The sequence below is a fragment of the Streptomyces sp. NPDC048278 genome (assembly GCF_040652195.1).
In the GTDB taxonomy this organism is placed as follows: Bacteria; Actinomycetota; Actinomycetes; order Streptomycetales; family Streptomycetaceae; genus Streptomyces.
The window spans coordinates 430,066-450,080 of sequence record NZ_JBEZLP010000001.1 but is presented as its reverse complement, the minus strand read 5'-3'; the positions used below and the strand labels follow the sequence as shown (position 1 = coordinate 450,080).

At 72.7% G+C, this 20,015-nt stretch carries 14 protein-coding genes; 12 read left to right on the top strand and 2 right to left on the bottom strand.

Annotated elements, in window-relative coordinates; genetic code table 11:
* The first annotated feature begins 81 nt into the window (after nucleotides 1–81).
* The 4 genes from AB0D74_RS02050 to AB0D74_RS02035 all read left to right on the top strand — a co-directional run bounded on the left by AB0D74_RS02050 (nucleotide 82) and on the right by AB0D74_RS02035 (nucleotide 4,851).
* A complete protein-coding gene (locus tag AB0D74_RS02050) occupies nucleotides 82–594 on the top strand; it encodes a hypothetical protein (RefSeq protein ID WP_362579318.1) in 513 nt (170 codons plus the stop codon).
* A 97-nt stretch (nucleotides 595–691) separates the two neighbouring features.
* A complete protein-coding gene (locus AB0D74_RS02045; protein ID WP_362579315.1) occupies nucleotides 692–1,549 on the top strand; it encodes an intradiol ring-cleavage dioxygenase in 858 nt (285 codons plus the stop codon).
* Between the two features lie 5 nt (nucleotides 1,550–1,554).
* On the top strand, nucleotides 1,555–2,616 hold the full coding sequence (locus AB0D74_RS02040; RefSeq protein WP_362580142.1) for a maleylacetate reductase: 1,062 nt from the start codon (nucleotides 1,555–1,557) through the stop codon (nucleotides 2,614–2,616).
* A 72-nt stretch (nucleotides 2,617–2,688) separates the two neighbouring features.
* Entirely contained in the window at nucleotides 2,689–4,851 is a 2,163-nt protein-coding gene (locus AB0D74_RS02035; RefSeq protein ID WP_362579312.1) for a tetratricopeptide repeat protein, read from the top strand.
* Nucleotides 4,852–4,921: 70 nt separating this feature from the next.
* Here AB0D74_RS02035 and AB0D74_RS02030 read toward each other — a convergent pair whose 3' ends face one another.
* Entirely contained in the window at nucleotides 4,922–5,287 is a 366-nt protein-coding gene (locus AB0D74_RS02030) for a metalloregulator ArsR/SmtB family transcription factor (protein WP_293998631.1), read from the bottom strand.
* Nucleotides 5,288–5,497: 210 nt separating this feature from the next.
* A complete protein-coding gene (locus tag AB0D74_RS02025; protein WP_362579308.1) occupies nucleotides 5,498–5,872 on the bottom strand; it encodes a hypothetical protein in 375 nt (124 codons plus the stop codon).
* Nucleotides 5,873–6,847: 975 nt separating this feature from the next.
* Between AB0D74_RS02025 and AB0D74_RS02020 the strand changes: the two genes are divergently transcribed.
* The 8 genes from AB0D74_RS02020 to AB0D74_RS01985 all read left to right on the top strand — a co-directional run bounded on the left by AB0D74_RS02020 (nucleotide 6,848) and on the right by AB0D74_RS01985 (nucleotide 20,008).
* Nucleotides 6,848–8,326 carry a sugar transferase gene (locus AB0D74_RS02020; RefSeq protein WP_362579305.1) on the top strand — a complete coding sequence of 493 codons (1,479 nt, stop codon included), beginning with the start codon at nucleotides 6,848–6,850 and terminating at the stop codon, nucleotides 8,324–8,326.
* Nucleotides 8,327–8,399: 73 nt separating this feature from the next.
* The gene (locus AB0D74_RS02015; RefSeq protein ID WP_362579303.1) at nucleotides 8,400–9,725 is read left to right on the top strand and encodes a nucleotide sugar dehydrogenase; all 1,326 of its coding nucleotides are present in this window, start codon (nucleotides 8,400–8,402) and stop codon (nucleotides 9,723–9,725) included.
* A complete protein-coding gene (locus AB0D74_RS02010) occupies nucleotides 9,715–10,980 on the top strand; it encodes a glycosyltransferase family 4 protein (protein WP_362579301.1) in 1,266 nt (421 codons plus the stop codon). The genes AB0D74_RS02015 and AB0D74_RS02010 overlap by 11 nt, the downstream gene beginning before the upstream one ends.
* On the top strand, nucleotides 10,977–12,350 hold the full coding sequence (locus AB0D74_RS02005) for a Wzz/FepE/Etk N-terminal domain-containing protein (RefSeq protein ID WP_362579297.1): 1,374 nt from the start codon (nucleotides 10,977–10,979) through the stop codon (nucleotides 12,348–12,350). Before AB0D74_RS02010 ends, AB0D74_RS02005 begins: the two co-directional genes overlap by 4 nt.
* Nucleotides 12,347–13,903 (top strand): Wzz/FepE/Etk N-terminal domain-containing protein, encoded by a 1,557-nt coding sequence (locus AB0D74_RS02000; protein WP_362579294.1) that lies wholly within the window; start codon nucleotides 12,347–12,349, stop codon nucleotides 13,901–13,903. Before AB0D74_RS02005 ends, AB0D74_RS02000 begins: the two co-directional genes overlap by 4 nt.
* A 3-nt stretch (nucleotides 13,904–13,906) precedes the next feature.
* Nucleotides 13,907–15,841, top strand: coding sequence for an asparagine synthase (glutamine-hydrolyzing) (gene asnB, locus AB0D74_RS01995; protein WP_362579291.1), 1,935 nt, complete (start codon nucleotides 13,907–13,909; stop codon nucleotides 15,839–15,841).
* A 16-nt stretch (nucleotides 15,842–15,857) separates the two neighbouring features.
* Complete coding sequence (locus AB0D74_RS01990; protein WP_362579288.1) at nucleotides 15,858–18,062, top strand: bi-domain-containing oxidoreductase; 2,205 nt, start codon at nucleotides 15,858–15,860, stop codon at nucleotides 18,060–18,062.
* Nucleotides 18,059–20,008 carry an alginate lyase family protein gene (locus tag AB0D74_RS01985; protein WP_362579285.1) on the top strand — a complete coding sequence of 650 codons (1,950 nt, stop codon included), beginning with the start codon at nucleotides 18,059–18,061 and terminating at the stop codon, nucleotides 20,006–20,008. Before AB0D74_RS01990 ends, AB0D74_RS01985 begins: the two co-directional genes overlap by 4 nt.
* Nucleotides 20,009–20,015 lie beyond the last annotated feature (7 nt).

The following is a 20,015-nucleotide window of genomic DNA, read 5'->3' as shown; positions in this document are numbered from 1 at the left end:
CGGCATCCGGCCTGGTGGGAGGACACTTCGTCGGGCCGTGCCCGGTGGCGGCCGGGTCCGGCCCGGGTGATCGTGGAGGACATGGCTGACTCCACGGCGGCCGTGCCGGAGCCGCGTACGCACGACACCCGCGAGGCCGTCCTGTTCGGCGGGGTCTACGGGGCCGTGCTGGCCTGCTCGATGGTGGCCGCGCTCACCCAGTACGGCCACACCTCCGAGGCCAGCCGCCGCTACGACGCCCTCTGGCTCCTGGTCACCGCCTGCGCCTCCGCCCTGGCGCACGGCTACGCCCACTACATCGCCGAGCGCGCCCCGCACCAGCGCTGGGACGCGCTGCACACCCTGGCCGACGAATGGCCGCTGGTCACCGCCGTGCTGCCCACGGTGTTCCTGCTCGCGGGCGCCGGCTGGGGCTGGTGGCCGCCGAAGGGCGTCGAGTACCCGGCGTTCGTCCTGAACATCGTCATCCTGTTCGCCCTCGGACTCGTCACCGCCCGCTGGTCGGCGCGGAGTTGGCCGGCCGCCGTACTGATCGGCGCCGTGGACGCGTTGCTCGGGGTGATCGTGGTGGTGGCCAACGCGTTCATCAAGTAGACGCGGTGGGCGGGCGCGGCGCGTGGCTGCGGTTCATTGAACAGTAAACGGGTTTACGATCAGCCCAGGGCACTGTTCCTCCGCGCAAGGAGCCGGCATGACCACCGAAGACGCAGTCACCGCAGAGGCCGTCGACAGTCTGCGGGGCACCGACGACCCCCGGCTGCGCGAGCTGCTGACCGCGCTCATCCGCCATCTGCACGCCTTCGCGCGCGAGACCCGGCTGACCCAGCGCGAGTGGGAGGCGGCGATCGCGTTCCTCACCGAGACCGGGCAGACCTGCACGGACACCCGGCAGGAGTTCATCCTGCTCTCCGACGTCCTGGGCCTGTCGATGCTGGTCGAGACGGTCAACGGGCACAGCGACCCCGGCAGCACCGAGTCGACCGTCCTCGGCCCCTTCCACATGACCGAGTCGCCGGTCCGTGAACTCGGCGCCGACATCGACCTGGTGGGCACCGGCGAACCCTGCGTGGTCAGCGGCGTCGTCCGCTCCGCCGACGGCACCCCGCTGCCCGGCGCGGTCCTGGACGTGTGGCAGGCCGACCCGCACGGCTTCTACGACGTGCAGCAGCCCGACGTCCAGCCGCCCGGCAACGGCCGCGGCCTGTTCACCGCCGACGGCGAGGGCCGCTTCCGGTTCCGGACCTGTGTGCCGAGCGCCTACCCGATCCCGACCGACGGCCCGGTGGGTGCCCTCCTCAAGGCCACCGGACGGCACCCCTACCGCCCCGCCCACATCCACTTCATCGTCTCGGCCGAGGGGCACGCGCCGGTCACCACGCACATCTTCGTCGCAGGCGGGGAGTACCTGGACTCCGACGCGGTGTTCGCCGTGAAGGAGAGCCTGGTCGAGGACTTCACCGCGACCGACGATCCCGTCCTGGCCGGCGAGTACGGCGTCCCGAACCCGTTCCGGCACGCCCGCTTCGACCTGGTCCTGGAGCGGGCGTGAACGCTTTGGACTTCGTGTACGAGACCCGTCCCTCCCGGGTGGTCTTCCGGCCCGGCGCCGCGCTCACCGCACCCGCCGAGGAGGCCCGCCACCTCGGCCTGCGGCGGCTCCTCGTGCTCAGCGGCGAGCGGGGCGCGGAGACGGCGCGGGCGGTCGCCGACTCGCTGGGGGACGCCTGCGCGGGCCTGCACACCGGGGCCCGGATGCACGTCCCCGTGGAGGTCGCCGACCGGGGCGTCGAGGCGGCCAGGGCCGCGGGCGCCGACGGCTGCGTGGCCGTCGGCGGCGGCTCGGCCGTCGGCCTCGGCAAGGCCGTCGCGCTGCGCACCGGACTCCCGCTGATCGCCGTGCCCTCCACCTACGCCGGTTCCGAGATGACCCCGGTCTGGGGCCTGACCGAGCACGGCGTCAAACGCACCGGCCGCGACCCCGTCGTCCTGCCGCGCAGCGTCGTCTACGACCCCGAACTCACCCTCTCCCTGCCCGTCCCGCTCTCGGTGACCAGCGGGATCAACGCCCTCGCCCACGCCGTCGAGGCGCTCTACGCCCCCGACGGCTCACCGCTCGTCGCGCTGATGGCCGAGGAGGGCGTACGGGCGCTGGCCGGCGCGCTGCCGGAGATCGCGGCGGCCCCGGGCTCCGTACCGGCCCGCTCCCGCGCCCTGTACGGGGCCTGGCTGTGCGGGTCCTGCCTGGGCGCCACCACGATGGGCCTGCACCACAAGCTCTGCCATGTCCTCGGCGGCACCTTCGGCCTCCCGCACGCCGAGACCCACACCGTCGTCCTGCCGTACGCCCTCGCCTTCAACGCGCCCGCGGCCCCGGAGGCAGCGACCGCCGTGGCCCGGGCCCTCGGCACGGACGACGCCCCCGCCGCCCTCCAGGCACTCGCGGCCCGCCTCGGCGCACCCCGCTCCCTCGCCGAACTGGGCCTGAAGGAAGCGGACCTGGCGGTCGCCGCCGCCCAGATCGCCGGACAGCCGTACGCCAACCCGAGACCGGTCACGACCGACGACGCGCTGACCGTGCTGCGGGCGGCCTACGAGGGCGGTCCCGCTCGGTCGTGACGGCCTGGCGGCGGGACCTGCTCGGCTACCATGCGCGATGTGAACTCACAGGTGGGGCGGGCGCTTTGGGCCGTGACAGGCGCCGCCGGGGCGTTCGCCGCGGTCGCCGCCGGCTGGCAGGTTCTCGGCGACGTGGGCCCGGAGCAGTTCGCCTTCGCCGGAGTGAGCGCGTTGATCGGCGGAGCCCTCACCTGGTTCCAGGCCGACGGCCCCCGGAGGCCGTCGGTGTCAGCGCATCCGGTGCCCCGGGAACTGCCCCGTGACATCGCCGACTTCACGGGCCGCGGGCCTGAGCTGTCCGAGCTCGACAACCTGTTGCACGCGCGGGGCCGGTCGACCGGGCCGCTCGTCGCGATCTCCGGAAGGGGAGGACTGGGCAAGACGACGCTCGCGGTACGGGCCGCGCAGCGCGTGGCGGCCGACTTCCCCGACGGGCAGCTGTTCACGAACCTGCGCGGGTACGACGCCACGCCTGCCGAACCCACCGAGGTACTGGGCAGCTTCCTGCGGTCGCTCGGCACCGACCCGCATGCGATTCCCGAGGCCCAGCAGGACCGTGAGCAGTTGCTGCGTACGCTGACCGCCGGACGCCGACTGCTCATCGTCCTCGACAACGCCAACGGACCCGGGCAGGTGCGGCCACTCCTGCCCGGCGGGCCGGGCTCGGCGGTGGTCGTCACCAGCCGGGTCCCGCTGAGCAGCATCGAGGGGGCACATCCGATCGTCCTCGGCCTCCTGCAACCCGGCGAGGCGGTCGAACTGCTGGGCAGGGTCGCCGGTTCGGACCGGGTGGCGGACGACCCGGGGGAGGCGACGCGCCTGGTGGCGCTGTGCGGGCACCTGCCGCTGGCCGTACGCATCGCGGGAGCGCGGCTGGCCGAGCGTCCGGACCTCGGCGTGGCCGCGCTGGCCGAGCGGCTGGCCGACGAACGGCACCGGCTGGACCACCTGGAGATCGGAGATCTCGATGTGCGGGCCACCTTCATGATCAGCTGTCGGGCCCTGTCGGACGAGCAGCAGCGGGCGTTTCGGCTGCTCGGCCGCTTTCCCGGACCCGACTTCGCGGCCTGGCCGCTCGCCGCGCTCATGGGCGTCGCGCCGCGCGACGCCGAGCGCCACCTGGACGCGCTGGTGGCCGCGCAACTCCTCGACCCCCTCCGCCCCGACGAGACCGGTGCCACCCGCTACCGGTTCCACGACCTGCTCCGCGCCCTGGCCGCCGAACAGCCCGAACCCGAGGCCGACGCCGCGGCCGGCCGGCTGCTCGGCGCGTATCTCGCACTCGCCGCCGAGGCGGAGGACCGGTTCCAGCCGGGCGAACTGCGCAAGACCGGTAGCCACCCGCGCCATGAGATCGAGGCCGGGCACCGCGACCGGCTGCTGCGCGACCCCGTCGCGTGGTTCATCGCCGAGCTGCCCAACATCGCGCCGTGCGTGCGGTTCGCACACGAACGGCAGTTGTGGGACGCGGCCTGGGAACTCGCCCACATCGCCGCGCCGTTCTTCGAGATGCTGGCCGCCTGGGACGACTGGGACACGGCGTTGGGCCTGGCTCTGGACGCGGCCCGGCAGTCCGGGAACCGGCGGGCGGAGTCGATCACCCTCTTCGACGCCGGGGCGCTGTACCGCTACCAGGGCCGGCCCGACGAGGCGGCGACCGCGTACGAGGAGGCGCTGGCCGGTTACGAGGCGTCCGGCGACCGGCACGGCGTGGCCGCCGTCCTGCTGGGACAGGGCATCGTCCACCGCAACCGGGGCGCGTGGGACCTGGCCGCGCGGTCGCTGACCGCCGCCGCGGAACAGCTGGCAGCCGCCGGGGACCGGCGGCTCGCCGCCCAGGCACTGCGCAGTCTCGCGGTCGTCCGGCGCGGCCAGGGGCGCCTCGACGAGGCCATCGCGTCGTTCCGGCAGGCGAGGGAGGAGTTCCATCGGCTCGGGGACCGACGGGCCGAGGCGTTCGCCTGGCGTGGTCTCGCACAGGCCCTTCTCGACAACGGCGCCCCGGACGCGGCGGCGGAGGCCTTCGGCAGAAGCCTGGAGCTGACCCGGGAGCTGCACGATCGCAGGGGTGAGGCCCGGGCACTCCAGGGACTCGGCCGGGTCGAAGCCGCCCTCGGCACCAGCTCTGCGGCGCTGCGCCGCTTCGCGCAGGCCAGGGAGATCGCCGAGGAGACCCACGACCAGGCCCTCAACGGTGAACTCGACAACGACATCGTGTCCGTCTCCCGGGCGTAGCCGCGTCGACCGCCGGCGCTTCGCCCACACGCCCAGTCGGCCCGGCCGGGCCCTTCGCCGGGTCCGTCGGTCAGCCGTGGCTGCTCGTGGACATCGGTGGAGCGGACGCGTCGGCCTGCCGTAGTTCGGCGAGGAGGACGTTCTGTCCGTCGAGGAGTTCGGTGAGGATGCGGCGGGCCGCGCGCAGGAGTTCGGCGACGTCGCCGCCGGCCAGCGCGTAGCGGACGGTGGAGCCCTCCCGGGTGGAGACCACGATGCCGGACCGGCGCAGGACGGCCAGCTGCTGGGAGAGGCTGGACGGCTCGATCTCGATGTCGGCGAGCAGGTCCCGTACCGGGACGGGACCGTGCTGGAGCAGTTCCAGGACCCTGATCCGTACCGGGTGCCCGAGCATGCGGAAGAAGTCCGCCTTGGCCTGGTAGAGGGGGACTTGCATGACCGCTCGCTCTCAGCCGGGTCGGGTGGGGTGAGGTGGGGTGGGGGCGCCGACGTGCGGCGGCGCCTTGCGACACCGCCGCACTGGCCCTGTACGCCGATCCTTGCCGCCCGGGGCCGTGCGCAGACATGAGTTGGGATCATGCTGATGTGGTCACTTGAAGAAGTTTTCACATCATGGGCGCACGAAGTCCGGGAACCAGGACCGTCGCTAGACCTCGAGCTGCTCCTCGACCCGCTTCAACTGGTGCCGGGCCATGGCGAGATTCGAGCGCTCCTTGTCGAGCACCAGATAGAGGAACAGGCCGTTCCCGCTGCGGCCGGTGATCAGCCGGATGAGGTGGTACTGCTTCTCCAGGGTGATCAGGATGTCCTCGATCCGGGTCTTGAGGCCCAGCTCGCCCATCGTGCGCACCTTGGCCCGGATGACATCCGTGTTCCCGGCCGCGGCGACCGCCAGATCGAGGTCCTTGCCCCCGCCCAGGGTCCCCAGGGCCATGCCGCTGGTGTAGTCGACGACCGCGGCCCCCAGCGATCCCTCGACCGCGGTCATCATCTCCTTCAGCGACACTTCCACGCTCGCCATACTGGCGCCTCCCCTTCGAATGCCGACGGCGGCGGACCGGCGGTCGCCGACCCGCCCGATGCATGGACCGTAGGTCGCCGGAGCCGATGCGGGGACGGCGTCTTCGGGGCTGACGCAAGCTGCCCGAACATGTGCGCTCTCGACCGTTTGAGTGACGGAAATCGGTTCGACGGAGGGCGAAGTTGACACCCCCTAGCCATGCCGGCCCGCACGGGACGTCGGGCCGGTCACCGAGGGGTGCGCGTTCGCGGTGTGTGCGTGTGCGACCGGAGTCGTGAAGATCCGTCCCCGGGTGCCGTCGCCGGCCGTCCATGTGGTCGCGGGTGGTGCTCATTCGAAAGGATTCCGCCGAACAGGGCCTTTCCGAAGCTCAGTTGGCAGGGTCCGGACGCCTCCGTGTCGCCGCTGCGGCCGATTCGGGAGGACTTGCGTCGCCGCAGGTCACACGGCGCGTCCTCGGTCGCGCGGGTACCGGTGGGCAGCCGTCTGTCCGTTGACCCAGCTTCAAATCAAGACCACAAATTCCACACAACCCTCTCTTCAGGCGGGCCTCGATGGTCTAGATTGACCGTGCTTCGCACATGCTGGGACACGAGGCGACAAATGGTGATCTATTGGTCCGTCGATACAGGCGACCGGTAGTCGCGACTTTGGAGCCGGACGTGGAGGTGATCCGTTCCTGGGGCCCGAGAGGGACTTCGGATACGGAGAGCACCCGCGGTCCCGGTGGGGTCCCGTATCTCGGGAGCCTGGCAGGGCAGGCAGGTCCGCTGCGGCACTGGCGGATCGTTTAGGCAGCGCTGAAGTAGCCGGGATGTCATACGCGGAGGGCGGGGGCCGTCCGCGGAAGGAACAGCGCGGCGCGGGGAGCCGGGGGGCCTCCCGGGGGCGGAAGCGTACGGGAGGCGGGGGTCTCCCGGGGGGAGGAACGGTGTCAGGGCACCATGTCGAACCACTGGGAACCGGGGGGTTTCTGTGCGGCAGGGGGGACTAGTCGGCCCATTTCCGCCGGCGCGCGGGCGTCTGGCGGACGGGGGAGTCAACAGGCCGGCGATCGAGTGGGAGCAGCGGTACAGACGTACCGTGATCGTCAGCGACACCGTCGCCACCGCCATCGTGGTGGCCGGTATCGGAGAGTTCTTCGGGGCCCGGGACGCGGCCAACTGGCATGAGAAGTGGGGGATCCTCGCCTTCGGCACCGAACTGCTGGTGCTGTCGTCGCTCGTGGTGGGCCGCTCGTGGGCTCCCGCGGTGCTCGGCCAGGGCGCCGAGGAATTCCGCCGGCTCGGACGCTCGCTGTTCGCGGCGACCGTCGTCCTGGCGCTCGGCGGGATCGCCCTCACCTCACGGAACATCAAACTCTGGATCTTCGTCGCGATCCCCGCGATCGGGCTCGTCACCATGACCGCGCGGTATCTGCTCCGTCTCGATCTGCACAGACGGCGCAAGGACGGGCGGTGCCTGAGACCCGTGCTCGCGGCCGGCAGCCCCGCCACCGTGGGGGACCTGATCACCCGGACCCGCAAGTTCCCGCACATCGGCTGGCGGGTGCAGGCGGTGTGCACGACGGACGGCCGCGGGCTCGACGGTGACGAACTGGAGGGCGTGCCGGTCGTCGGCGGACTGGCGGACGTCGCCAAGCACGTCCGCCACGACGGCTACCGTGTCGTCGCGGTCACACCGGACCCGTACTGGACCCCGGACCGGCTCCAGCGGCTGGCCTGGAACCTCGAAGGCAGCGACGCCGAGATGGTCGTGGCGCCCGTGCTGATGGAGGTGGCCGGCCCGCGCCTGCACGTCGACGCGGTGCTCGGGATCCCGCTGCTGCGGGTCAGCCTGCCGACCTTCACCGGGGGCCGTCGGGCGATCAAGGAAGTCGTCGACCGGGTGGGCTCGGCGGTCCTCCTGCTGCTGTTCGCGCCGCTGATGGCGGTGGTCGCGCTGCTGGTGCTGACGGACAGCCGGGGCGGGGCCTTCTACCGCCAGCGCAGGGTCGGCAAGGACGGCCGGGAGTTCACGATCCTCAAGTTCCGCACCATGGTCGTCGGAGCGCACCGGGCACGCGCCGAGCTCGCCGACCGCGACGAGGGCGCGGGACTGCTCTTCAAGGTCCGCCGGGACCCGCGGGTGACCCGGGTGGGCGCCGTGCTGCGCCGGTACTCCATCGACGAACTCCCGCAGCTCTTCAACGTGCTGACCGGGGCGATGTCACTGGTCGGCCCGCGGCCCCCGCTGCCGGAGGAGTGTGCCGCGTACGACCCGGACATCCGGCGGCGGCTGCTGGTCAAGCCCGGGCTCACCGGCCTGTGGCAGATCAGCGGACGCAGCGACCTGCCGTGGGAGGAGGCGGTCCGCCTCGACCTGCGGTACGTGGAGGACTGGTCGCTCGCCCTCGACACGGTGATCTTGTGGAAGACGATGCGAGCGGTGCTCCACGGGCAGGGGGCCTACTGATGTGCGGGGGGCGTCGGCAGGCCGACGCGCGGACCGCAGGCCACAAGGGCCTGCCTGGGGGGAGGGACGAGTCATGAGAGTCAGCGTTTTCGGGCTCGGCTACGTGGGCTGCGTATCAGCCGCGTGCCTGGCCAGCATGGGCCACGAGGTCATCGGGGTGGACGTCAACCAGGTGAAGGTCGACCTGGTCAACGACGGCAAGGCCCCGGTGGTGGAGGAACGTATCGGCGAGCTGCTCGCCGAGGTCGTGCGCACCGGAGCGCTGCGCGCCACCCGCGACGTCCGCGAGGCGATCGCGGACAGCGAGGTGTCGCTGGTCTGCGTGGGCACGCCCTCGGAGCCCAACGGCAGCCTGTGCACCACCTACCTGGAGCGGGTCACCGAGGAGATCGGCGCCGCGCTCGCCGAGGGGGCCGGGCAGGGGGGCCGGCACACCGTCGTCTTCCGCAGCACCATGCTCCCGGGCACCTGCCTGAACCTGCTGGTGCCGATCCTGGAGAAGACCGTCGGCGGCACCGCCGGGGTGGACTTCGGGGTCGCGGTCAACCCGGAGTTCCTGCGCGAGGGCACGAGCGTGCGGGACTTCTTCGACCCGCCCAAGACCGTCGTCGGCGAACTCGACCCGGCGAGCGGCGACGCGGTGCTGGGGCTGTACGAGGCCCTGCCCGGCGAGGTGTTCCGGGTGCCGGTCCCGACGGCCGAGGCGATCAAGTACGCGGACAACGCCTTCCACGGCCTCAAGATCGGCTTCGCGAACGAGCTGGGCGCGGTCTGCCAGGCACTCGGGGTGGACTCGCACCAGGTCATGGACGTGTTCCTGGCCGACCGCAAGCTGAACATCAGCCCCGCCTATCTGCGGCCCGGCTTCGCCTTCGGCGGCTCCTGCCTGCCCAAGGACCTGCGCAGCCTGGTCCACGCGGCCCAGCGGGCCGACGTCTCGGTACCCATCCTCGCCCACGTGCTCACCTCCAACGCCGACCATCTGCAGCGCGCGGTCGACCTGGTCGAGCGCACCGGGAAGCGCCGCGTGGGGATGTTCGGGCTCTCCTTCAAACCCGGCACCGACGACCTCCGCGAGAGCCCGCTCGTCGAGCTGGCGGAACGGCTCTTCGGCAAGGGCTACGACCTCAAGATCTACGACGCCAACGTGAGCCTCTCCCGGCTGCTCGGCGCGAACCGCGAGTACATCGAGAGCCGGCTGCCGCACCTCGCGCAGCTGCTCGCCGACTCCGTCGAGGAGGTGCTCGACCACGCCGAGGTCTGCCTGGTCGGCACCAGGGAGCCGGCCGTGGTGGAGGCACTGCCGCACGGCGAAGGACCCGTGATCGTCGACCTCGTCCGCCTTCCCGACGCCGAGACGCGCCGGACCGAACCGGGGTACATGGGCCTTGCTTGGTGACACGACGGGCGGCGCCGGCTCCGGCCGGCGCGCGCTGATCCTGGTGGAGAACCTGTCGGTGCCCTTCGACCGGCGGGTGTGGCAGGAGTGCACGACACTGCGCGACGCGGGCTGGACGGTGCACGTCATCTGCCCGCAGGGCACCAAACGCGACACCGAGCCGGAGGCGGAGATCGACGGCGTGCGGATCCACCGCTACCCGTTGCGCGCGGCCACCGGAGGGCCGGCCGGCTACCTGAAGGAGTACGGATCGGCGCTCTGGCACACGGCGCGGCTGGCCCGCAAGGTCGGCCCGGTCGACGTCGTGCACGCCTGCAACCCACCCGACCTGCTGTTCCTGCCGGCGCTGTGGCTCAAACGGCGCGGCGCCCGGTTCGTCTTCGACCAGCACGACCTGGTACCCGAGCTGTACCTCTCCCGCTTCGGCCGCGGCGAGGACCTGCTCTACCGCGCCGTGTGCGCGCTGGAACGGCGGACCTACCGGGCCGCGGACATCGTCCTCGCCACCAACGAGAGCTACCGCGACGTCGCGATACGCCGCGGCGGGCAGCGGCCGGAGGACGTCTTCGTGGTGCGCAGCGCACCCGCGATCGAGCGTTTCCAACCGGTGCCGCCCGAGCCGGAGTTGAAGCGCGGCAAGCCGCATCTGCTCTGCTACCTCGGCGTCATGGGCCCGCAGGACGGCGTCGACTACGCCCTGCGGGCCCTCGCGAAGCTCCGCGACGACCTCGGCCGGACCGACTGGCACGCGGTGTTCGTCGGCTCGGGCGACGCCTTCGACGCGATGGTGGAGCTGTCCGGGCGGCTCGGGCTCGACGACCAGGTGCAGTTCACCGGGCGCATTCCGGACGCCGACCTGGTCCGCTACCTGTCCACCGCCGACGTCTGCCTCTCGCCCGACCCGTGCAATCCGCTCAACGACGTGTCGACCATGAACAAGGTCCTGGAGTACATGGCGATGGGCCGGCCGATCGTCTCCTTCGACCTGAAGGAAGCCCGCGTCTCCGCCGGTGAGGCCGCCGTCTACGCGTCCGCCGACGACGAGTCCGAGTTCGCCGCGCTCGTCGCGCAACTCCTCGACGACCCGGACCGGCGGGCCCGGATGGGCAAGATCGGCCAGGAACGGGTCGGCGGCCCGCTCTCCTGGCGCAACTCGCAGGCGTCGCTGCTTGCTGCCTACACCGCCGCCTGCCGTGACCACACCCCGGTGCCGGCGGCTGATCAAGTTCGAACAGGGAAGAGGCAGCGCAGTTGAGCGAGGAATCGATACGTCTGGTCACCATCGGGCGGATATTCCGCCGGCGTTGGCGGTTTCTCGCCGTCCTCGCCGTCGTGGGAGGGCTCGTCGGCTACGGCGCCTCGGTGGTGTTCCCACCGAAGTACACGACGTCGGCGTCAGTGCTGCTGCCGGGACAGTGGGAAGAGCGCGAACTGCTCACCCAGGTGGACATAGCGACCAGTTCGACCGTGGTCGACCGCGCGGCCACCGCACTGAACTGGCGGGACGTCAGCGCCGCCGAGCTGCGGACCCGGGTGACCGCCTCGGCCGCCGACGGCAACATCATCAAGATCTCGGGCACGGCCGACACCCCGAAGCGCGCACAGCAGCTCTCCGACCAGGTGGCCGCGCAGTTCGTCAAGTTCGCGGCACGGGTCGCGGGCGGCGGCACCGACTCCGCGGCGGCCACGGAGGCCGAGGCGCTGCGCAAGCAGGTCGAGGAGACCAACCGCCGGATCACCGACCTGGCCGACGCGGCCGATCCGGGGCAGACCGTCGAAGGCGTCCAGGCCCGGACCGAGCTGGAGAAGCTCAGTACCTCGCTGGAAGAGGCCATGACGAAGCTGGACGAAGCCGACCCGGCGACCAACAAGGCCGGCATGGTCGTCATGGGACCGGCGGCCCGCCCGACCGGCCAGGCGCCGCCGACCCGGACGCAGTTCATCGGCGCGGGAGCGCTGCTCTTCTTCCTGCTCGCGGTCGTCGGCCACCTCGCCGCCGCCCGGACGAACCGCCGGCTGCGCACCGAACCGGAGCTCACCGCCGCGCTCGGCGCGGCGCTCCTCGGCACCGTGGAGGTGCCCGACGGACGGCGCGGCGACCACCGGCCGGAGGCCGGCGCCCCACGCCACCGGATCCGCCGGCTCCTCGGCGTCGACACCCGGTGGGACCTGCCGACCCCGCCGAGGTCCGACGACGAGGCCGCCCGACGGATCCGCTACCGGCGGGTCTGCGCCCGCCTCCGGGACCAACTGCCCACCCCCCGGCGGCTGCTGGTGGTCGTGCCGGACGGCGACGGAATCGCCCGCCGGGCCGCGGGACAGCTCGCCGCCGAGGCCAAGGGCGATCCGCAGCTGCGGGTGGTCGAGGTCTCGGCGGACCGGCCGATCGTGCCGGACCGCGACACCGAGTCCGGTGCCCTGGTCGTCCTCAGCGCGGGCAGCTGGACCGCCGAGGAGCTCGCCGGCATCGCCGAGGCGTGCGCGGACGGCCGGCACGAGATCCTCGGCATCGTCGTCGCCGACCCGGTCCGCGCCCGTGAGACACGGCCGACCGGCCACCACCCGCCGGACGACGCCACTCTCGCGCTCGCGGTTCGCGGCCAGGCCACAGGAGGTTCAGCGTGACGACGAGCACGACCGCGGAGTCGCCGGCCGCCACTCCGCTTCTCGACCTCCAGGCCCTGGTGGTGGCGGTGCGCAGGCGCCGCCGCCTCTGGTACGCCACGGCCTTCCTCGGCCTCGTCGCGGGCTCCGGCCTGGCGGTCGCGATGCCGCCGGCGCCGACCGCGGTGACCGAAGTACTGGTCGCGCACGAAGCGGACCAGCCGAACGACACCGGAACGCTGATCCGCACCGACGTCCAGCTGCTCCAGACCACGCAGATCGCCGACAAGGCCCTGCGGTCCCTCAAGTCCGCGGAGAAACCCGAGGACTTCCTCCAGGAGTACAAGGGCGCCGGCCTGACCAACAACCTGTTGCAGATCACCGTGACCGGCGACACCGACGCCCAGGCGGTGGCCCGCGCCAAGGCGCTGGCCGACGCGTTCGTCGCCGACCACGTGCAGCGGATGCAGCGGACCGCACAGGCCGAGGCCCAGGCCCTGCTCGACCAGCGCGACCGCATGCGGGACGAACTCGCCCAGGTCAACAAGGAGATCGGGAACCAGCAGGCGGACAGCGACCCGAAGGCGTCGGCGACCCTGGAGTCGCTCTTCGCCCGCCGCGCCGAACTCAACTCCCGCATCTCCGACTTCGACGAGCGCGCCGCGGACGCGCGGACCGGCGCACCCCAGGTCGTGGCCGGCACGCAGATCGTGGACACCCCGCGCGCACTGCGCCACTCCCTGCCCAAGGCCGTCGCCACCGACTCCGCGATCGGCCTGGTCCTCGGGCTCTTCGCCGGACTCGCGCTGGCCGCGGTCGGCACGGTGGTGGCGGACCGCCCCGTGCTGCGCCGGGACATATCGGCGAACCTGGGCGCCTCGGTCATCGCGGAGCTGCCCCGCCGGCCGGGCAGGCCGTGGCAGCGCCGCCGGACCCGGCTGACCCGCGAACGGCTCACCGCGTCCCTGGCCCGCACCCTGCGCGGCTCCGCGGAACCGGTGTCGCTGCTGGAACTGGGCTGTGCACGCGCCACGAGCGTGATCGCCCTGGACCTCGCCAGGACCATGGCGGCGGAGGGCCCGGTGACCGTCGTCGACGCGCTGCCCCGGCCGTACCTGACGAGCCGCCGCCCGCAGCCGGGCGACCCGACCGTGGTCGGCGCCGAACAGACCGCGGCCGTGCCGCCCCAGGAGCGCCGGATCGGCGTCGGCTCGGTGGCGCCCGGCACGGCGTGGACCGACCTCCGTCACCTCGGCACCCAGACCGTGCTCGTGGTGCGGGCCGGACACGGCAGCGCAGCCTGGCTGCACACCGTGGCCCGGCAGCTCGCGGACCAGCGCATCCCCGTGGTCGGCGTGGTGCTGATCGACCCCGACCCGCGGGACCGGACCGACGGCACCCTGTGGGACGGACTGCACACCGCGCTGCGCGGTCGCAGCGGGCGGCCGGCCCGGCAGCAGCCGGCCGGGGGTACCTCCCATGCCGTTCAGACAGTGGGGGACGGCCAGCGGCGGGCCGAGCGGAAGCCGGTCTGGGCCGCCCGGGGCCCGGAGAACGAGCAGGAGGCGCGCTAGCACATGTGCGGCATCGCAGGCACCTACCGGTGGCCGGACGGAAAGCTCGTGACCGACCGGCTCACCGACACCCTCGCCCACCGCGGTCCGGACGGGTCGGGCCGCTACAGCCACTCCGTCGGCGACGGCGAAGTGCACCTCGGGCACCGCAGGCTGGCCATCATCGACCTGTCCGACACCGGCGCCCAGCCGATGGCCAGGGACGGCCTCGTCCTGACGTACAACGGCGAGCTGTACAACGCCCCGGAACTCCGCGCCGAGCTGGAAGCCGGCGGGGTGCGTTTCCGCGGCACCTCCGACACCGAGGTGGTCCTGGAGGCCTGGCGACGCTGGGGCACCGACTGCCTGCCCCGGCTGCGCGGCATGTTCGCCTTCGGGATCTTCGACGAGCGCACCGGCGACCTGGTGCTCGCCCGCGACCAGCTCGGCATCAAGCCGCTGTTCCTGCTCCGGCGGGGCGGCGGCCTGGTCTTCGCCTCCGAGCTCAAGGCGCTCTCCGTCGCGACCGGCCGCTCGCTGGAGGTGGACGACGCGGCGCTGGTCGCCTCCCTGCTCTACTACTGGGTGCCGGACTCCCGGTGCGCGTTCCGCGAGGCGGAGAAGCTGGAGCCGGGGAGCTGGCTGCGGTGCCGGCCCGACGGCCGGGTGGAGCGCGGCCGGTTCTGGAACCTGAAGGACGTCGCCGCCGAGGGCCGGGAGCGGGCCCTGGCCGGCGAGCGGCCCGACCTGGCCGCGATCGTCGAGGAGTCGACCCGCCGCCACCTGCTCTCCGACGTGCCCGTGGCGACCTTCCTCTCCGGCGGCCTCGACTCCAGCTACCTGACCGCGCTCGCGGCCCGCCACCAGCCGGGGATCTCCGCCTACACGATCGGGTTCCGCGCCGAGGACGCGAAGTTCGAGGCGATGCCGGACGACCTCCGCTACGCCCGGCAGGTCGCCGAACGGTTCGGCGTCGACCTGCACGAGATCGAGATCGCGCCGAACGTCCTCGACCTGCTGCCGCAGATGACGTACCACCTGGACGAGCCGATCGGCGACCCCGCCGCGATCAACACGTACCTGATCTGCAGGGCCGCACGCGAGGCCGGGGTGAAGGTGATGCTCTCCGGGATGGGCGCGGACGAACTGTTCGCCGGGTACCGCAAGCACCTCGCCAACCTGATCGCGCTGCGCTACCAGCGGGTCCCGCGGCCCCTGCGGCGCGGGGTGTCCGCGGCCGTGGACCGGCTGCCGGTCGCCACCAGCCGCCGCGGATACCGGTCGGTGCGCTTCGCGAAGCGGTTCCTCTCCTTCGCCGGCCTGCCGGAGGAGACCGCCTTCCGGCGCAGCTACACCATGTACGACCAGGACGAGCTGCTCGCCCTGCTCGATCCGGACCTGGCCGGCACGGTCGACGACGTGCTGACCGAGCACGCGGACGTCTACGAGGACAACGACCTCGACGACTTCGTCAACCGGATGTGCCTCACCGACGCCCGGATGTTCCTGCCGGGCCTGAACCTCACGTACACGGACCGCTCCAGCATGGCCGCCTCCACCGAGGTGCGCGTGCCGTACGTGGACGTCGAGGTGGTCAGGGCCGCGTTCGCGGTGCCCGGCGACCGCAAGATCGTCGGACGGCAGGGCAAGGCCGTCCTCAAGGAGGCGGCCGTCTCGGTCCTGCCCCGGGAGATCGTGTACCGGCCCAAGGGCCTGTTCAGCGCCCCGCTGCGGGCCTGGATGAGCCGGGACCTGGCACCGCTGGTGCGCGAGGTGGTCGAGGACGGCGAACTCGTCCGTTCCGGGTTCCTGCGCCGGGACGCACTCGCGCGCATGGTCGCCGAGGACGCCGCCGGGCAGCGGGACTTCTCCAAACATCTGTGGCACGTACTGACCCTCGAGTACTGGTATCGCGACGCGACCTCCGGGTCCGGCCAGCGCACTCGGATGACGGCTTAGGAATCAGGGGACTTCGGTGAAGCAGGTCGTACAGAACTACAAGAGCGGCGAGCTGGCGGTGCTCGACGTTCCGGTGCCGGGGTGCAAGCCGGGCGGCGTGCTGGTGCGCAGCGCCTACTCGCTGATCTCCACCGGCACCGAGCTGATGAAGGTGTCCGAGGCCGGCATGTCGATGCTGGGCAAGGCCCGCTCCCGCCCGGACCAGGTGGCCAAGGTCATGCAGAGCGTGGCCACCAACGGGCTGCCCGCCACCTACCGCAAGGTGATGGGCAAGCTGGACTCCTACACGCCGCTGGGCTACTCGCTGTGCGGGGTGGTCGAGCAGGTCGGCGCCGGCATCGACGACGTGAAGGTCGGCGACCTCGTGGCCTGTGCCGGCAACGAGCACGCGCTGCACGCCGAGTTGAACTGGGTGCCGAAGAACCTCTACACCCCGGTACCGGACGGACTCGCGCCCCGCCACGCCGCCTTCGGCACCGTGGGGTCCATCGCGATGCAGGGCGTCCGCCAGGGCGAACCGCAGCTCGGCGAGGCGGCCCTGGTCATCGGCCTCGGCCTGATCGGGCAGCTGGTGGTCCAGCTCCTGACCGCCGCCGGGGTGCGCGTCGTCGGCGCCGACCCCGACCCGACGCGCTGCGAACTCGCCGAGCGGCTGGGCGCGGTGGCCTGCGGCGACCCCGCGTCCGCGGCCGTGGAGGCCGCCGTCGCCGAACTCACCGACGGACACGGCGTGGACCAGGTGTACCTGGCCGCCGGCGGCGGCAGCAACCAGCCCGTCGAGCTGGCCGCCCGGCTCTGCCGGGACCGCGGCCGGGTCGTCGACATCGGCAAGTGCCGCCTGGACCTGCCGTGGAACGCGTACTACGAGAAGGAACTCGACGTCCGCTTCTCCCGCAGCTACGGCCCCGGGCGCTACGACCCGGAGTACGAACTGGAGGGACGCGACTACCCGATCGGCTACGTGCGCTGGACCGAGCGCCGCAACCTTGCCTGCTTCCTCGACCTCGTCGCCCGCGGCAGGGTCGACGTGGAGCCCCTGGTCTCGCACGTCGCCGACTTCGCGGACGCGGTCGAGACGTACCGGCGGCTCAAGGACGGCGACCTGAAGGCCGTGGCCGTGCTGTTCCGCTACCCCGAACAGCCGGCGGAGGAAGGGACGGCGGACGGGGAGGCGGAGGCGGCCCCGTCGGTGGCCGTGCCCGCGGTGCGCCGCGGCGGGGGAGCGCCCGCCCCGGTCCGGGCCGTCAACTCCTCGGTGCGCCTCGCGTTCGTGGGCGCGGGCAACTACGCCACGTCGATGCTGCTGCCGCACCTGACCCCGCGCGACGGCGTCGAGCTGGCGACCGTCGTCACCACGACGGCGCTCTCCGCGGCCAACGCCCAGCGGAAGTTCGGCTTCGGCGAGGCGACCACCGACCTCGACGCCGTGCTCGACGACAAGTCGATCGACGCGGTGTTCGTGGTCACCCGGCACAGCTCGCACGCCGAACTGACCCGCAGGGCGCTGCTGGCCGGCAAGGCGGTGTTCGTAGAGAAGCCCCTGGCCCTCACCGAGGACGAACTGGCCGGCGTCCTCGCGGCGGTGGAGGAGTCCGGCAACGACCGCCTCCAGGTGGGCTTCAACCGCCGGTTCGCACCGCTGCTGACCGAGGCCAAGGAGCGCTTCGGCGCCCGGACCGGACCGGCGAGCCTGCGCTACCTGGTCAACGCGGGCCGGTTGCAGCACGGCAGCTGGTACCTCCAACAGGGCACCCAGGGTTCGCGGTTCGAGGGCGAGGGCGGCCACTTCGTCGACACGGCGAGCTGGCTGCTGGAGGCCGACCCGGTCTCGGTGTACGCGATCGCCCCGTCCGGCAACGAGGACCTGCAGATCGTGCTGGGCTACCCGGACGGATCCACCGCCACCATCAGCTACGTCACCACCGGCGCGCCCGGCTTCCCCAAGGAGACCCTGGACCTGGTCGCCGACGGCAAGGTGCTCAAGCTCGACGACTTCGTCCGTGCCTCGGTCTACGGCCGCAAGCGCTGGGTGAGTTCGCGGCTGCCGAAGGCACGCGACAAGGGCCAGAACGCCGAACTCGCCGCGTTCGTCAAGGCCGTGCGGACCGGCGGGCCGATGCCCGTGCCGCTGGAGTCGCTGGTCGCCACCACGGCGGCCACCCTCGCCGTGCGGAGCGCCCTGGCCTCCGGTGCGCCGGTGACGCTGGAGCGGGCACGATGACCATGAGTCCGAGTTGGTACCTGCGACGCCTCTCCCGGATGGGACCGAGCGAGGTCGCGGGCCGGGTGGGCGACACCGTGCGCAGACGGCGGTGGCGGTCCGCCCGCCCCGACTGCCCGAGCGTGACCGGAGCCCGGTTCACCGCCGTCCTGCCCGCCGGGACGCTCGCCGCGGTGCCCGCGGACGCCGCGAAGCGCCTCGTCGCCGAGGCAGACCGGCTGATGTACGGGCACGTCGAGTACTTCGGGGTGGTCCGCGACGACCTCACCGACCCGGACTGGTGGTGCGACCCGAAGACCGGGCGCCGGGCGCCGTGGGGCTACGCCTTCGACGTGCCGTACCGCGACGAGGACGCGGTCGGGGACATCAAGCAGATCTGGGAGCTCTCCCGGCACCAGTACCTCACCGTGCTCGCCGCCGCCTACGCGGTCACCGGGAACGAGCGGTACGCCGAGCGGGTGGCCGAGCACCTGCGGTCGTGGTGGACGGCCAACCCGCCGCTGCGGGGCGTGCACTGGATCAGCGGCATCGAGCTGGGCATCCGGCTGCTGTCCTGGGTGTGGATCCGCCGGCTGCTCGACGACTGGCCGGGCGCGGCCGGGCTGTTCGAGGAGAACCCGGTGGCGCTGAACCAGATCTGGCACCACCAGCGCTGGCTGGCCGCCTTCCCCAGCCGGGGATCCTCGGCGAACAACCACGTCATCGCCGAGGCCGCCGGGCAGCTCGCGGCGTCCTGCGCGTTCGGCTGGTTCCCCGTCTCGGGGCGCTGGCGGGCCGACGCGCTGCGGTCGCTGGAGCGGCACCTGCGTGCCAACACCTTCGGCTCCGGCCTCAACCGCGAGCTGGCCAGCGAGTACCACGGACTCGTACTGGAACTGGGCCTGGCCGCGGTGGCCGAGGCGGACGCCGCGGGCGTGCCGGTCCCGGCGTCCGTCCGGCTGGTACTGCTGCGGATGACCGACGCGCTCGCGGCCGTCGTGGACAACCGGCTGCGGCCACCGCGCCAGGGGGACGCCGACGACGGGCACGGCCTGGTCGTGGACGGCGCGGGCACCGACCGCTGGGCCTCGCTCCTGGCCACCGGCGAGGCCGTGTTCGGCCGCCTCGACTGGTGGCCGGCGGTGACCGGCACCGACGTGCGCACCCCGCTGCTGGCCGCGCTCCTCAAGCCCACCGGACTGTCCGTGACCCGCCCGGCGGTCCGGCCGGCGCACCTCGCCGACGCGGGCATGACGATCCTGCGCGGCCCGGAGGAGATCTGGTGCCGCTGCGACGGCGGTCCGCACGGCTTCCTCTCCATCGCCGCGCACGCCCACGCGGACGCGCTGTCCGTGGAGGTCCGGCACGACGGGGTCGACGTGCTCGCCGACCCGGGGACCTTCTGCTACCACGGGCAGCCCGCGTGGCGGCAGTACTTCCGCTCGACCCTCGGCCACAACACGCTCCAACTGGACGGCACCGACCAGTCCGTCTCCGGCGGCCCGTTCCTGTGGACCCGGCAGGCCCGCACCCGCGTCCTGGCCGCGGAACCCTCCGGTGGTGACGTGGCCGCCTGGTGCGCCGAGCACGACGGGTACCAGGGCTCCGTGCACCGCCGCCGGGTGGAGCTGACGGCCGCGAGCCAGGAGCTGAAGCTGGTCGACGAGGTGCACGGGCCGCGCCGGACCGTGCGGCTGGCGTTCCACCTCGGCCCGGAGATCGCCGCGGACCTGGTGGGGAGCCGGGCGGTGCTCACCTGGATCCGGGACGGCGAGGGGCGTTCCGCGGTGCTCGACCTGCCCGGGCAGCTGTCCTGGCAGGCGCACCGCGGCGAGACCGACCCGCCGCTGGGCTGGTACTCCGCGGGCTTCGGGCGCAAGGAACCCACCACGACGCTGATCGGCACCGGCACCAGCCCCGCCGACGGCGCGGCCGGGTTCACCACCGTGCTCAGGTTCGGCGGCTAGGGGGCAC

Coding starts and splice junctions, on each gene's coding strand:
- AB0D74_RS02045 (WP_362579315.1), top strand. CDS start 692: ATGACCACCGAAGACGCAGTCACCGCAGAGGCCGTCGACAGTCTGCGG.
- AB0D74_RS02025 (WP_362579308.1), bottom strand. CDS start 5,872: ATGGCGAGCGTGGAAGTGTCGCTGAAGGAGATGATGACCGCGGTCGAG.
- AB0D74_RS02050 (WP_362579318.1), top strand. CDS start 82: ATGGCTGACTCCACGGCGGCCGTGCCGGAGCCGCGTACGCACGACACC.
- AB0D74_RS02015 (WP_362579303.1), top strand. CDS start 8,400: ATGAGAGTCAGCGTTTTCGGGCTCGGCTACGTGGGCTGCGTATCAGCC.
- asnB (WP_362579291.1), top strand. CDS start 13,907: ATGTGCGGCATCGCAGGCACCTACCGGTGGCCGGACGGAAAGCTCGTG.
- AB0D74_RS02030 (WP_293998631.1), bottom strand. CDS start 5,287: ATGCAAGTCCCCCTCTACCAGGCCAAGGCGGACTTCTTCCGCATGCTC.
- AB0D74_RS01985 (WP_362579285.1), top strand. CDS start 18,059: ATGACCATGAGTCCGAGTTGGTACCTGCGACGCCTCTCCCGGATGGGA.